The following is a 14,449-nucleotide window of genomic DNA, read 5'->3' on the forward strand; positions in this document are numbered from 1 at the left end:
GATGGTGACGCGCCGCCTGGAGGGGCGGGCAGGCGAGAGGTACCGTTCTTTCATGGGCAATTCAATCGGTGGCGCCAAAGTGGCCGCGCGCCCAGGCCACGCGCTCGTCGATCCGGCGGGTCATCCGGTAGAGCGCTGGAGTGAAGCCCAGGCGCGGCCACGCTCGGGAGGCGGTCAGGTTCGTCGAACGCCAGTCGGCGATGCAGGAGCGGAACCCCATGCGTCGGGCCTCTTCCAGGCCGCACGCGAACAGCGCACGGCCGATCCCGCGGCGGCGGAACTCCTCGCGGGTGACGCCCACGGTGAAGCTGACGCTCTCCGGAGGAGTCAGCAGATCGTCGGCGGTTGGTTCAGCCGGGCTGAAGATGGCGAACCCGAGCAGCCGACCGGCCTGCTCCGCGAGCCAGATGCGATCGGCCTCCCCCTGGAGCAGCTCCGTGTAGTCCTGCGGCCAGTCCTCGGAGAACTCGGGCAGGTACGGCGCGAAGACCGGTGACTCGCGCTGGTGCTCCGAGACGAGCCCCGCCACTTCCAGGAGTCGGTCCAGATCTTCCATTCCCGCGCGGCGGAGCCGCACGCCCTGCTCCGGGGCGCCAGATGGGGACACCACTGCGTCCAGGGACCGGAGCGCGTGGACCTGCTCGTGCCCGAAGCCGAGGCTGCTCCAGGTCTCGACCGCGGGGCGATCACTGGCCGGGAGGAGGGCGACATGGGCGAAGCAGCCGGCCCGGACCCACTGCCTGGCGAGGGTCGCGTACAGCTCGCGGTACACCTCGGGGCTCGCTCCGGGCGCGAGCGCGTGGCCGGGGGCGAACAGCCAGGCGGAGCGTCCCCAGGTGGTGTCGATCCGCAGCGTCCCAAGCGCGAAGCCGATGAGTCGCCCACCCTGGAGCGCGGCGAAGCCGCTCGTGCGCGGCCGCTTTCGGAGTGCTTCCAGGAGCCGCCGCGCCTCGGCAGGCTCCTCGGGCGCGGCGGGTAGCAGGGGGTGCGCGGCCCGGTGGGCGCGGTGCCGCAGGGCGAGCAGCGAGGAGGCCGCGTCCAGGTGCTCGTTCGTGAAGGGGACCAATTCCATGGTGCTCACTCCCTGGGCTGCGTCAGCGCCACACGCACCAGGCGCATCGCCTGCTCAAGCAGCTTCGGATCGTCTGACGGGAAGCGGTAGGGGAAGCGATAGCGCGCGCGCATCGCCGCCACGCGGCTGGAGATCTGCTCTGCGGGCTGCGTTTGGCGGATCGCCGCCACGAAGAGCTCGGCGAGCTCCTCCATATCGTCGGCGACGAGCCCGTGGTACGTGGGCTCATTCAGGCCTGCCCGGAGCACCGGCTCCGAGATCCCGGGCAGCGACGGATAGGCATTGGTGCGGATGCCCGCGTCGAACAGCCGCTGGCTCGCGGTGAATGCGTCCACCCCGGACGTTCGCGTCCGGATCCAGAGCTGATGGCCGGCCGAGAAGCCGCGCTCCTTGCCATCGAGCTCCAGCCCGAGGCGATCGAGCGCGGCGCCGAAGCGCCGGGTGTTCACCACCACCTGGGCGGCGTACTGCTCACCGTGGCAGTGTTTGAACTCGAGCAGCGCCAACGCCAGGCTGATGGTCGCGCCGAAGTGGTGGCTGCTCACCATGTACTGCTGGGTCGCCCGGAAGCGCTCGAAGAGATCCCGTCGGTTGGTGGCGAAGAGGGCCTTCTGTGGCCCCGGGAACGTCTTGTGGGTGGAGCCGCCGAACGAGTCGGCACCTGCCGCGAGCGGGTTGAGGAGCTGGCGGCCGAGAATCAGGCCCATCCAGTGGCTCGCGTCGATGTGGAGGAGGGTGCTCGGGGCCTCGTGCCGGACGATGCGGGCGATCCGCTCGACGTCCAGGGGGAACAGCGCGTTGGACTGGTCGATGTAGACGAGCCCCGGCTGGCGTGCTCGCAGCGTCTCGGCGAGCTGTGTCTCATCGAGGGTATGTGCGTCAGGGCCGGTCGCGTAGCAGACCTTCAATCCCAGCCGGGCGGCGACGCTCGCGGTCGCGTAGTGCCCGCCCTGGGCGCGTGACAGCAGCATCACCTCCGAGCCAGGAGGGCCGCCCAGGGCCGACAGCGTCAGGGTCATCAGGTTCAACCCGGACAGCGCGCGCACGTTGACGAGCTCGGCGCCCGCCAGCTCGCGCAGCAGCGGCCTGGCTAGCTCGGTCTCCAGCGACGCCAGCTCCTCCACGCCTCGGAACTCCCAGGGCTCCTCCGCCGCCCCGTCGTTGAAGAAGTAGCGGTGGTATGGATCGAGCAGCATCGGCAGCTTGGCCAGCGCCGACATGCTGTTCTCGCTCGGCACCATGTTCAGGATGCGCGCGGCGCGCAGCTCGTGCTGCTCGAGACGCGTCAGGATCTCTGAGATTTGTTGCAAGTCCACGGACAACCTCCACCGTGCAATCCTAGCTTCATGTGCCGGGCGGCGGGATCCGGCTTGCTCTCGCGCTGGCTGCGCCGCGTCGAAGCGAGCGGAGTTGCCGGGGCGCGGCGCGAGTGGATCGGCGTTTGCACGGCCCGCGCGTGGTACGGCAGAATCCCTGGCGTTCCCGACGGTGGATGTCTCGACCCTCGTCCTGCTCTCGCTGGAGCGAGTGTCGGGGGTGGAGGTATTCGAGGTGGTGATGAATGGCTAAGTCGACACCGTGGGGGGGACTCCCGCTCGGGGATGCTCCCACCCTGGACAGGGCAGAGGATCGACGCGCCTCCCTCCTGCTGCACGAGCAGGTCGAGGCGCAGGCTCGGCACACGCCGGACGCCATCGCGATCTGGTCCGAAGAGGGCGAGGTGTCCTATGGGGAGCTGGAGGCTCGCGCCAACCGGCTCGCCCACCACCTGCGGCGGCTTGGGGTTGGGCCCGAGTCCATCGTGGGGCTGCACGTCCCTCGCTCCATTGACATGGTCATCGGTGTGCTCGGGATCTGGAAGGCGGCGGGCGCCTATCTGCCGCTCGATCCAGAGTATCCGGCGGAGCGCCTGACGCGCTTCCTCTTGGACGCGCGCGCGGATGTGCTGGTGACCTCGGGCGCAGAGACCGCTCGGTGGGAGTGGGGTGGCCACCGCGTCGTCGATCTCGGGAAGGAGGCGGCTCGGCTCTCTTCCGAGCCCGACTCTCCGCCCCCCAGCGAGCTCACCGCCGATCATCTGGCCTACGTCATCTACACGTCGGGCTCCACGGGGAACCCGAAGGGCGTGATGGTGTCGCACCGGGCGGTGGCCAACCACCTGCGCTGGCGCCAGGAGACCTATCCCCTCGGGGCAGGAGACGCGTTCCTGCAGAAGGCCTCCCTGAGCTTCGACATCTCGGTCTGGGAGATCTTCGCGCCGCTGATCGCTGGAGCGCGTCTGGTGCTGGCCCGGCCGGGCGGACAACGCGACAGCGGCTACCTGGTCGATCTGATCGCACGGCAGGGCGTCTCCGTCGCGCACTTCGGCCCCACGCTGCTGCGGTGGGTGCTGGAGGAGCCGGACCTGGAGCGCTGCGTGTCGCTGCGGCACATCTTCTGCGGCGGCGAGGCGGTCCCGGTCTCCCTGTGCGAGCGGGTGCTGGCGCGGGTGCCGGCGCGGCTTCACCACCAATACGGGCCCACCGAGGCGACCATCGACGCGTCCTGCTGGGACTGCCTCCCGGGGGAGACGCGCCCTTACGTGCCGCTGGGAGAGCCCGTGGCGGAGACGCGGCTCTACGTGCTGGACGAGCGGGGCCACGTCGCCGGGCCGGGGGAGGCAGGGGAGCTCCTCATCGGGGGCGTGGGGCTGGCTCGGGGCTACCTCCGGCGCCCGGACCTCACTGCCGCCGCCTTCGTCCCGGATCCATTCAGTGCGGAGCCGGGTGCGCGGCTGTACCGCACGGGAGATCTCGTGCGCAGGATGCCGGATGGGACGTTGCAGTTCCTCGGCCGCCGCGATCATCAGGTCAAGGTCCGCGGCTTCCGCATCGAGTTGGGCGAGATCGAGGCCGCTCTGGCTGGCCACCCCGGGCTCCGCGAGGCGGTGGTGGTGGCGCGCCACGGAGAGGAGGGCGAGAGCCGTCTGGTGGCCTATGTCGTCCCCGCGAGGGATGCGCCCGAGCCGCTCGAGCCCTCGGCGTTGCGGGCGTTCCTCGAGCGCTCCTTGCCGGACTACATGATCCCGGCGTTCTTCGTCCGGCTGGACGCGCTTCCGCTCACCCCGACAGGGAAGGTGGATCGCCGCGCGTTGCCAGCGCTATCGGAGCTCAACCGTCTGGTGCCGGCCCGCCCCCATGAGGCGCCGCGGGACGCGTTGGAGGCGAGCCTGTCCCGACTCTGGGGCGAGGTGCTGCGCATCTCGCTCCCGGGGCGTGACGAGCACTTCCTGGAGCTGGGAGGGGACTCCATCCTCGCGATCCGGATCGCCGCGCGCCTTCGCGAGGCCGGCTACGGGTGCCGCCCCGCGCAGCTCTTCAGTCATCCCAGCATCGCGGAGCTGGCCAGGGTGCTGCGCGCGGCTGCTCAGGGGCCCTTGGAGGACGCACGGGAGCCCGCGTCCGAGGTGGAGACGGAGCCCTATCCACTGTCGCCCATGCAGGAGGGGATGCTCTTCCACACGCTGCTCGTGCCCGGGTCTCGCGTGTACCACGAGCAGCTGGAGTTCGAACTCCGTGGGCCGCTCGTGCCGGAGCTTTTCGAGCGTTCTTGGCGCGAGGTGGGGGCTCGTCATCCGGGCTTGCGGACGTGCTTTCAGTGGGAGGGGCTCTCCGCTCCGCGCCAGGTCGAGGCGCGGGAGCTCCCGCCGGTCGAGTGGAGGGATTGGAGCGCTCAGGAGCCGCTCCCGTTCGAGGAGCAACGCCAGCGCTTCCTCGCGGAGGATCGGGCGCGCGGGTTCATGCTCACGGACGCGCCGCCGGTGCGGCTGACGGTGGTCCGGCTGGCCGAGGCACGGTACTGGGTCGTCTGGAGCCTGCATCACCTCGTCTTCGACGGCTGGAGCGCGGCGCTCGTGCTGGGTGAGCTCTTCGCCACGTACGCGGCGCTCCGGGCCGGGATGCGCCATGAGCTGCCCCCGGTCCGGCCATACCGGGACTTCGTGCGCTGGATCCGCTCGCGTGACTTCTCTTCGGAGTCCTCGTTCTGGCGGGGAGCTCTGGGCCCTGGCGCCACCCCGACACCCTTGAGCGTGGATCGCCGTCCCACCAGCCGCGTGTCGGAGCCGGACGCGGCGCTGTCGTTGCGGATCCCTCCAGAGCGAACTGCTCGGCTCAAGGCCTTCGCGGGGCGCCACCGGATCACATTGAACACGCTGCTGGCGGGAGCGTGGGCGGTGCTCCTGGAGCGCTACAGCGGTCAGCGCGAAGTGACGTTCGGGCTGGCGGTGTCCGGGCGTTCCATCGAGCTGGATGGCGTGGAGGGCATCGTCGGGTTGCTGCTCAACACGTTGGCCGTGAGGGCGGAGGTGCCCTCCCAGGCCTCTGTCGTGGGCTGGCTCCGAGCGCTCCAGGCTCGACTCGCCGGACTCCTCGCGCACGAGCAGACGCCGCTCACCGAGGTCCAGCGGTGGTGCGACGGCAAGCCCGGTGAGGCGCTGTTCGAGAGCCTGCTCGTCTTCGAGAACTACCCCGCGGAGGCGGCATGCTGGAGCCCACCGGACACGGGGCTCGTCGTGGAGCGGCGCTTCGGAGCGGCGCGCTCTCCCTATCCGCTGACGATCACGGCGCGTCCGGGCGAGTCGCTCGAGCTGTGGGCCGCCTACGAGCGCGCCCGGTTCAGCGACGAGGCGATCCAGCGCTTGTTGGGACACCTGGCTCAGTTACTCCACGCGCTGACGGAGGGAGGCTCCAAGGCGCTGGCCTCTTTGGAGATGCTGTCCGGGGAGGAGCAGTCAGGGTTGCTGGCGCGAGGCCAGGGGCCGAGGGTGGCGCCGCCGGACGACGCCGATCTCCCCACGATCTTCGAAGCCCAGGTGGCGCGCACCCCGGAGGCGGTGGCGGCGATCTTCCGGGACGAGCGTGTGACGTACCGGGAATTGGACGCGCGCGCGAACCAGCTCGCCCACCTGCTGCGGCGCCATGGCATCGGGCCGGAGGCGCGGGTGGGGCTCTGTCTCTCGCGCTCGCTGGAGATGCTGGTCGCGGTGCTGGGCGTGCTGAAGGCGGGCGGAGCGTATGTCCCGCTGGATCCGGACTACCCGGCCGAGCGGACGGCCTACATGATGGCGGACTCGGGAGTGACCGTGCTGTTGACGCAGACCGCGGTGCACGACCAACTCCCCCCGGGGGAGGCGCGGGTGCTCCTCCTCGAGCAGGTTCGCGCCGAGCTGGCCGCGTTGCCCACCACGCCGCCTCCGCGGACGGCGCTCACGGCCCGGTTGGTGTACGTCCTCTACACCTCCGGCTCCACCGGGCGCCCGAAGGGCGTGATGGTGACGCACCGGAACCTGCTCAACTTCCTTCGGTCGATGCGACGTGAGCCGGAGCTGCTGCCGGAGGATGTGGTGGTCGCGCTGACTTCGCTCTCCTTCGACATCGCGGGGCTGGAGCTCTTCCTGCCGCTGGTGGTGGGGGCTTGCGTGGTGATCGCGCCGCAGGAGTGGCAACGTGACGGAGCGCTCCTGGCCGCGGGGCTGGCCAGGTGCGGCGCGACGGTGGTGCAGGCCACGCCGACCACCTGGCAGATGTTGTTGCAGTCCGGGCCCGAGGTGGGCCAACGGCTGCGCGCCTTCTGTGGTGGGGAGGCCATGTCCCGTTCGCTCGCCCGTGCGCTCAAGGAGCGGGCCGTGAGCGCCTGGAATCTATACGGCCCCACCGAGACGACCATCTGGTCCACGGTGGAACTCCTCCGGGGCGGGGACTCTGAACCCTCGCTTGGACACGCCATCGACAACACCGAGCTCTACGTCCTCGACGCGGCTGGGCACCCGGTTCCGGTAGGTGTCCCGGGTGAGCTGTTCATCGGCGGCGCGGGGGTGGCTCGGGGGTACCTCGGCCAGCCGGCGCTCACGGCGGAGCGCTTCGTTCCCGATCCCTTCTCCGCCACGCCAGGCGCGCGCCTGTACCGCACCGGCGATCTCGTGCGCTGGCGGGAGGGTGGAGGGCTCGAGTTCCTCGGGCGCATCGATCATCAGGTGAAGGTGCGCGGCCACCGCATCGAGCTGGCCGAGATCGAAGCGACGCTCGTGGGGCATCCCTCGGTGGAGCAGGTGGTGGTCGTCGCCCGGACGCACGCCGCCGAGGATGTGCGGCTGGTGGCGTACTTCATCCCGAGGGTGGAGCAGCAGGTGGAGGGCGTGGAGGCGCTGCGCCAATGGGTCTCGGCGCGGCTGCCTGGGCCGATGGTGCCTTCGATGTTCGTCCCCTTGGCCAGCTTCCCGCTGACGCCGAACGGTAAGATCGATCGCCGCGCGCTGCCGGCGCCGGTCTGGGGGGCCTCCCCGAGAGGCACAGGCGGGCACGTCCCGCCTCGGAGCGCCACCGAGCGCGCCGTGGCGGCGCTTTGGCTCGAGCTGCTAGGCGGGGGGGAGACGCCCGGCGCCTTCGACAGCTTCTTCGCGCTGGGGGGGCACTCGCTGCTGGCGGTCCGGTTCGCCGTGCGGGCGCGAGCCACCTTCGGGGTCGCGCTGTCGCTCCAGGCGCTGCTCGAGGATCCGACCGTTGGTGGGATGGCGGCGGTCATCGACGCGGCGCTCGCGCGGTCGCCAGTGTCGAGAGGCGAGGCGGAGGTGGATCTGATGGCCGAGGCGGTGCTGCCATCGGAGATTGATCCTCGCGGCGCGGCTCCCATGAGGTTGCGTCCTCCTCGGCACCTTCTCCTCACCGGCGCGACCGGCTTCGTCGGAGCCTTCCTGCTGAAGGAGCTCTTGGACGGGCAGCCCGCGCGCGTCCACTGTCTCATCCGCGCCACGGGGAGAGAGGAGGCGGGGGTCAAGCTGGAACGGCGGCTCCGCGCCTACGGCCTCTGGGAGGATCGCTTCCGGGAGCGGATCGAACCCGTCCCTGGTGATCTGTCGAAGCCCGGGCTGGGGCTCTCGCCCACGCAGTTTGAAGCGCTCGCCGAGCGGATCGACGCCATCTATCACTGCGGCGCGATGGTGAGCTTCCTCCACCCATACCGGGAGCTGAGAGCAGCCAACGTGCATGCGACGCAGGCGCTTCTGGAGCTCGCGTGTCGGGGACGGCTGAAGCCGCTCCACCACGTGTCCACGCTGTCCGTCTTCCCTCCTCACCTGCGCTTGGGAGGGGGGCTGCTCGCGGAGGAGGATGGGCTCGAGGGGGCGACAGGCTTCCGCACGGGCTACGCGCAGAGCAAGTGGGTGGCGGAGCGGTTGGTGGCGCAGGCGCGCGACCGGGGTGCGCAGGTGGCCATCTACCGCCTGGGCAACGTGGCTGGCCACAGCCGGACGGGGGCCTGGAACACCACCGACTTCGTCTCCCGGACCCTGAAGAGTTTCATCCAGCTCGGGAGCATGCCGGAGCTGGATGGTACGCTGGATCTGCTACCGGTGGACTTCGTGGCGAAGGCGATCACGCACCTGTCGCGCGAGCCCCGGTCACTGGGGCGGACCTTCCACTTGAGCCATCCGCGACCGGTGCCGGCCTGGCACCTGCGTGGCTGGCTGGCGACCCTGGGCTATCAGCTGCGCAGCGTGTCCCAAGCCGAGTGGCTCGACGAGCTGCGGCGGGATACCGAACGTCGGGATCACAACGCCCTCTTCGCGCTCGCGCATCTGCTCGACGCGCCGGGCGGAGGGGGGCCGCTGAAGCTGTTCTCGTCTTGGGGACGCGTGGATCACCGGAACACGCGTGAGGGACTGGAGGGCAGTGGCATCGAATGCGTGCCGGTGGACTCGTCCCTCTTGCGTACCTACTTCCAGTACTTCGTCGAGAGCGGCTTCCTCAGTGCGCCCGGGCAGTAGCTGAACAGCCCCGAGCGCGTGCGGCAGTGGGTCGTCCGCAGAGGTGGACACTTTTCTGCTCACCCTCGAGCCCTGAGCCCGCCCTCCGGCGGCACTTTTCTCCGACCTGTCCGACAGTCGGACAAGTCCGCGCGAAGTGCGCCCGGGGGGTTTCCTGCTTCAACGGGCCCTGCTTCAGTGGCCCTTCGCAGCGGCCATGTAGAAGTGGATGCGCGTCACGGCCCGGTAGCCCATGCGCAGGTAGACGGGGTAGCCCGCCGGGGTGGCGTGCAGCGTCGTGCGTTGCAGCCCCTGGGTGCGGCGGGTCTCGTCGAGCGCCTTGCGGATGACGGCCTCGGCGCAACCGAGCTTGCGGTGCTCACTCATGGTCGCCACCAGCGCGACGTAGGCGATGCCGTCCACTGGGAGGACTGTTGCGCAGCTCGCGGGCTTTCCGTCGCGGTAGCTCACGTAGCCCACGCCCTGGTTGTCGCCCGCGAAGTAGGCCGACACGTCGAGCGGTCCGCGCACCAGCTCGCGTGGCGTGTCGTAGGAGAGCGCGTTGATATCCGCCACGTCATTGCGGCCTTGTGTATCCACCGCCTGGCGGAACTCGAGCGCGGGCAGGGGCCGCACGGGCTCCACGAGGCGGTCGGTGGCCATGCCGGTGGTGTCCATGCCCGGATTGAGTCCGTAGGGGGCGAGCAGCTCGGCGGCCCGAGATCGGAACCCCGGCGCCAGCCAGTCCTCGCACACGGCGAACATCCACGGGAGCCCCCTGGCCTCGAAGTAGCGGGCGGCGGCGGCGGCACTGCGCTGCAGCTCCTCCGCTGTCTCATGGGGGCCTCGGGGCATGGCGATATTCAGCATCTGCCAGATGCCGTTGGCCGAGGCGATATGCACTTCGGGCAGATCGAGCACCTCGCCGTTCGGGCTGTGTCGAGCGAAGAAGCGCCAGGCACCGAGGAGCTGCGTATTGGATTCGCGGATTTCGTCGATGGGCATGTGTTCTTCAGTGTACAGAAGTTCCCAGCTCACGGCTGCCCACCCCTCGGCCAGGCGGGTGCGTTGACGCCTCCCCTAAACCGGTGTTCAGTCAGAGGGAGAGAGCGCCATGGCCCCCCAGATTGCCCTCGATTTCGTCACGTCCCAGCAGACCGTCCACCCGGCCCTCGAGCCGTTCCATCCGGTGGTGCAGCGGTGGTTCACCGAGCGGCTCGGCGAGCCGTCGCGTCCCCAGGTGGAGGGCTGGCCGCTCATCCAGGCGCAGCACGACGTCCTCATCGCCGCGCCCACGGGTAGCGGCAAGACGCTCACCGCCTTCCTCGCGGCACTGGACAGGCTCTTCCGCCTGGCGTTGGAGGGGCGGCTGCCGGACCAGACGCAAGTGCTGTACGTGTCGCCCCTGAAGGCGCTGGGCAATGACGTGCAGAAGAACCTCCTCCAGCCGTTGGAGGAGCTGATGCAGCGGGCTCGCGCCGCGGGCTACTCGCCCCAGGAGCTGCGGGTGCAGGTGCGCACCGGCGACACCTCGGCGTCGGAGCGCTCGCAGATGGTGCGCCGGCCGCCGCACATCCTCATCACCACGCCCGAGTCCTTCTACCTCTACCTCACGGCGGACCGGGCCCGCGCCACGCTGCGCGGGGTGTGCACGCTCATCGTGGACGAAATCCACGCCCTGGCGCGCGACAAGCGGGGCAGCCACTTCGCGCTGTCGCTGGAGCGGTTGAAGGCACTCACCGAGGTGAGGCCGCAGCTCATCGGCCTGTCAGCCACGCAGAAGCCGCTGGAGGCGATTGCCGCCTTCCTCACGGGAGAGCGGGCAGAGGAGTGCCGGTTGGTGCAGGTGGGGCACCAGCGGCCGTGGGACCTGCGGGTGGAGATTCCGGACGCGGAGCTGGGCTCGCTGGCCACGAACGAGATGTGGGGCCAGGTGTATGACCGGCTGGTGGCGCTGGCGGGCGAGCACCGCACGACGCTCGTCTTCGTGAATACGCGGAAGATGGCCGAGCGCGTGGCGCATGATCTGGGCGAGCGGCTGGGGCCGGACAAGGTGGCGGCGCACCACGGCAGCATGTCGAGGGAGATGCGGCTGTCGGCGGAGGAGCGGCTGAAGTCGGGGCAGCTGTCGGTGATGGTGGCGACGGCGTCACTCGAGCTGGGCATCGACGTGGGCAACGTGGACCTGGTGGTGCAGCTGGGCAGCACGCGCTCCATCGCGGTGCTGTTGCAGCGGGTGGGCCGCGCGGGCCACTACAAGGGAGGAATCTCGAAGGGCATCCTCATCGCGCAGACGCGAGACGAGCTGATGGAGTGCGTCGCGCTGTTGAACGCGGTGCGCGAGGGAGACCTCGACGCGGTGCGGATACCTGAGAAGCCGCTGGACGTGCTGGCGCAGCAGGTGGTGGCGGCGTGCGCGTGCGAGGAGTGGGACGAGCGGGCGCTCTACAGCCTGTTCCGCCGGGCGTACCCGTACCGGAACCTGACGTACGAGGAGTACGAGAAGGTGCTGGAGACGCTCTCGGAGGGCGTGTCGCTGCGGCGAGGGCGTGCGGGGGTGCACCTGCACAGAGACAGGGTGAACCAGCGGCTGAAGGCGCGCCGGGGCGTGCGGATTACAGCGCTCACCAACGGGGGAGCGATTCCAGACACCTTCACCTTCAACGTGGTGGCCGAGCCCGAGGGCAAGGTGGTGGGGACGCTGGACGAGGACTTCGCGGTGGAGTCGACGCCCGGGGACATCTTCCTGCTGGGGACAACGGCGTGGCGAATCCAGCGGGTGATGGGGGCGTCGGTGATGGTGGAGAACGCGCACGGGCAGCCGCCGACGGTGCCCTTCTGGCGAGGCGAGGCGCCAGGGCGCACGGACGAGCTGAGCCTGCACGTGGGCCGGCTGCGCGAGGAGCTCACCCAGCGCAAGGACGCGGCGCTCTTCCTGGAGAAGGAGCTGAAGGTGCCGCCGCCGGCGGTGGACGCGCTGCTCGCGTATTTGAAGGCGGGGCAGCAGGCGCTGGGCGTGGTGCCGAGCCACACCACCATCGTGGCCGAGCGCTTCTTCGATGAGGCGGGAGGGATGCAGCTCATCCTCCACGCGCCCTTTGGGAGCCGGGTGAATCGGGCGTGGGGACTGGCGCTGCGCAAGCGCTTCTGCCGCACCTTCGACTTCGAGCTGCAGGCGGCGGCGACGGAGGATGGACTGCTGCTGTCGCTGGGAGAGCAGCACTCGTTCCCACTGGAGGACATCTTCGAGTTCCTGAACCCGACGAACGTGGAGGAGGTGCTGGTGCAGGCGGTGCTGCAGGTGCCGCTGTTCGGCACGCGCTTCCGGTGGAACGCGACGCGAGCGCTGTCGCTGTCGCGCTTCGCGGCAGGCAAGCGAGTGGCGCCGAATCTCCAGAGGGCTCGGAGCGAGGACTTGCTGGCAGCGGTGTTCCCGGCGCAGGTGGGGTGCCAGGACAACCACGGAGGGGCGGACGTCGAGCTGCCGGACCATCCATTGGTGAAGCAGACGATGGAGGACTGCCTGCGCGAGGCCATGGACATCGACGGCCTGCGCGAGGTGCTGAAGCAGATGAAGGATGGGCGCATCAAGCTGGTGGCGAGGGACGTGCCCGAGCCGAGCGTGTTCGCCCACCAGATGGTGAACAGCCAGCCCTACACGTTCCTGGACGACGCACCGGCGGAGGAGCGGCGGGTGCGCAACGTGGTGCTGCGCCGGACGCTGCCAGCGGAGGACGCGGCGTCGTTTGGCGCACTGGATGCAGACGCCATCGCGCAGGTGGTGAGGGACGCGGCGCCGCCGATGAGGGACGAGGACGAGTTGCACGACGCGCTACTGCAACTGGTGCTGATGCCCGAGGAGGACGTGCCCAAGCGCTTCGTCGCGAGCCTGATGACGCAGCGGCGGGTGGCGTGGCTGGAGACGAACACAAGACGGTTCCTGGTCCCGGCCGAGCGCCTGAGCGCGATCCGAGCACTGTTCCCCGAGGCCTCATTGCAACCAGCACTGACGCCCCTCCCTGGAGACAAACCAGTGGAGAAGGACGCAGCGGTGTCACAGGTGGTGCGAGGGTGGATGGAGCTACTGGGTCCGACGACAGCGGCGGAGCTGGCGGAGCGGACGGCACTAGACGAGTCCGAGATAAACCTGTCGTTGCATCAATTGGAGTCGACGGGAGGAATCCTAAGAGGACGTTTCCGGCCAGTGATTCCACACTCGAGTTCGACCCTCTCCCCCTGGGAGAGGGACGGGGTGAGGGTATCGGAGACCGAGGGTTCCACTCCTGCTGTGGTGGAGTGGTGCGATCGGCGCCTCCTGCAGCGAATCCACCGCCTGACGGTGGGGCGGCTGCGCAAGGAGATCGAGCCACTCAGCGCGCAAGACTTCATGCGCTTCCTCTTCCGGTGGCACCACCTGGAGGAGCTGGACGCACTGCGAGGCTCCACGGGCCTGTCAAAGGCAATCACCCTGCTGCAAGGCTACGAAGCACCGGCATCGGCATGGGAGCGCTACCTGCTGCCCGCGCGGATGAAGGGATACCTGGGAGACCTGTTGGAGAGGGCCTGCTACTCGGGAGAGGTGGCGTGGGGCCGGCTGACGCAGAAGGAAGCGAAACCCACACCGGGCCCACGCCGGGGAGCGCCAGCGACCCCGCCCGAACCAGAGGCCCCGCGCGCGCGAGCGGCGACGCCGAACCGCAATGCGAGCCTGACCTTCGTGCGCCGGGAGGACCTGGACTGGATGCTGTCGGCGGCGAGGCCGAACGCGGTGCTTTCAGACGGAGGCGTGTGGGTGCCGCCGGACCTGTCGGGGCCGGCGAAGGACGTGGTGACGGTGCTGGAGCAGCGGGGCGCGTGCTTCTTCAACGATCTCTGCTCGCGCTCACGGAGGCTGCCCGCGGAAGTCGAGGACGCGCTGTGGGAACTCGTGGCACGAGGCCTCGTCACGGCGGACGCGGTGCAGAACCTGCGAGTGCTGCAGAGCCCGGCGCAGCGCAAGCGCCAGAAGCTGTTGCAGCGAGGAGGCCCAGGCCGCTGGAGCCTGCTGGTACCCTCGGAGCCGAAGGCCGAGGACGAAGTACGTGAATCCCTCGCACGACTGTTCCTCCAGCGCTACGGCATCGTCTGGAGGGATCTGGTGATGCGCGAGTCGCTGGCACCGTCGTGGCGCGAGCTGCTGTACGTATACCGGCGGATGGAAGCGCGAGGCGAAATCCGCGGAGGCCGCTTCGTAGCGGGCTTCGTGGGAGAGCAGTTCGCGTTGCCGGAGGCGGTGGACGTAGCGCGAGCCGTACGGAGACAAGCGCCCTCGGGAGTGCGCGTGCAGCTCTCGGCGGTGGACCCGCTCAACCTGACGGGCGTGGTGACACCGGGACCGCGAGTACCGGCCACGGTGGGCAACGTCGTCACGTACGTGGACGGAGTGCCGCAGGGCTTCGACGCACAGGGAGACGACGAAGAAGGAGAGGGCGAGGACACCACTGGCGAGACGGCGCAGACCAACTGAGCTGCGTCTATATGTCTAACATGTGACCGAGATATTACCAAATTTGCAGATGGTAGAAACTGCGTGGCGAGAACAATGCAAGACGGCTACT

Annotated in this window: 5 protein-coding genes; 2 read left to right on the top strand and 3 right to left on the bottom strand. The window is 69.5% G+C overall.

Annotated features, from left to right (window positions below):
* Positions 1-61: 61 nt before the first annotated feature.
* Entirely contained in the window at positions 62-1,072 is a 1,011-nt protein-coding gene (locus tag F0U60_RS08255; protein ID WP_395816252.1) for a GNAT family N-acetyltransferase, read from the bottom strand.
* 5 nt (positions 1,073-1,077) lie between these two features.
* Positions 1,078-2,388, bottom strand: coding sequence for a hypothetical protein (locus tag F0U60_RS08260; protein WP_395816255.1), 1,311 nt, complete (start codon positions 2,386-2,388; stop codon positions 1,078-1,080).
* A 245-nt stretch (positions 2,389-2,633) separates the two neighbouring features.
* On the opposite strand from F0U60_RS08260, the gene F0U60_RS08265 reads away from it, so the two are divergent.
* Complete coding sequence (locus F0U60_RS08265) at positions 2,634-8,873, top strand: amino acid adenylation domain-containing protein (protein ID WP_395816258.1); 6,240 nt, start codon at positions 2,634-2,636, stop codon at positions 8,871-8,873.
* Positions 8,874-9,047: 174 nt separating this feature from the next.
* On the opposite strand, the gene F0U60_RS08270 is transcribed toward F0U60_RS08265, so the two are convergent.
* Positions 9,048-9,857 carry a GNAT family N-acetyltransferase gene (locus F0U60_RS08270; RefSeq protein WP_395816261.1) on the bottom strand — a complete coding sequence of 270 codons (810 nt, stop codon included), beginning with the start codon at positions 9,855-9,857 and terminating at the stop codon, positions 9,048-9,050.
* Between the two features lie 109 nt (positions 9,858-9,966).
* Between F0U60_RS08270 and F0U60_RS08275 the strand changes: the two genes are divergently transcribed.
* Positions 9,967-14,358 carry a DEAD/DEAH box helicase gene (locus F0U60_RS08275; RefSeq protein ID WP_395816264.1) on the top strand — a complete coding sequence of 1,464 codons (4,392 nt, stop codon included), beginning with the start codon at positions 9,967-9,969 and terminating at the stop codon, positions 14,356-14,358.
* Positions 14,359-14,449: the final 91 nt, after the last annotated feature.

The organism is Archangium minus (genome assembly GCF_044360475.1).
In the GTDB taxonomy this organism is placed as follows: Bacteria; Myxococcota; Myxococcia; order Myxococcales; family Myxococcaceae; genus Archangium; species Archangium minus.

Coding starts and splice junctions, on each gene's coding strand:
- F0U60_RS08275 (WP_395816264.1), top strand. CDS start 9,967: ATGGCCCCCCAGATTGCCCTCGATTTCGTCACGTCCCAGCAGACCGTC.
- F0U60_RS08255 (WP_395816252.1), bottom strand. CDS start 1,072: ATGGAATTGGTCCCCTTCACGAACGAGCACCTGGACGCGGCCTCCTCG.
- F0U60_RS08270 (WP_395816261.1), bottom strand. CDS start 9,857: ATGCCCATCGACGAAATCCGCGAATCCAATACGCAGCTCCTCGGTGCC.
- F0U60_RS08265 (WP_395816258.1), top strand. CDS start 2,634: ATGGCTAAGTCGACACCGTGGGGGGGACTCCCGCTCGGGGATGCTCCC.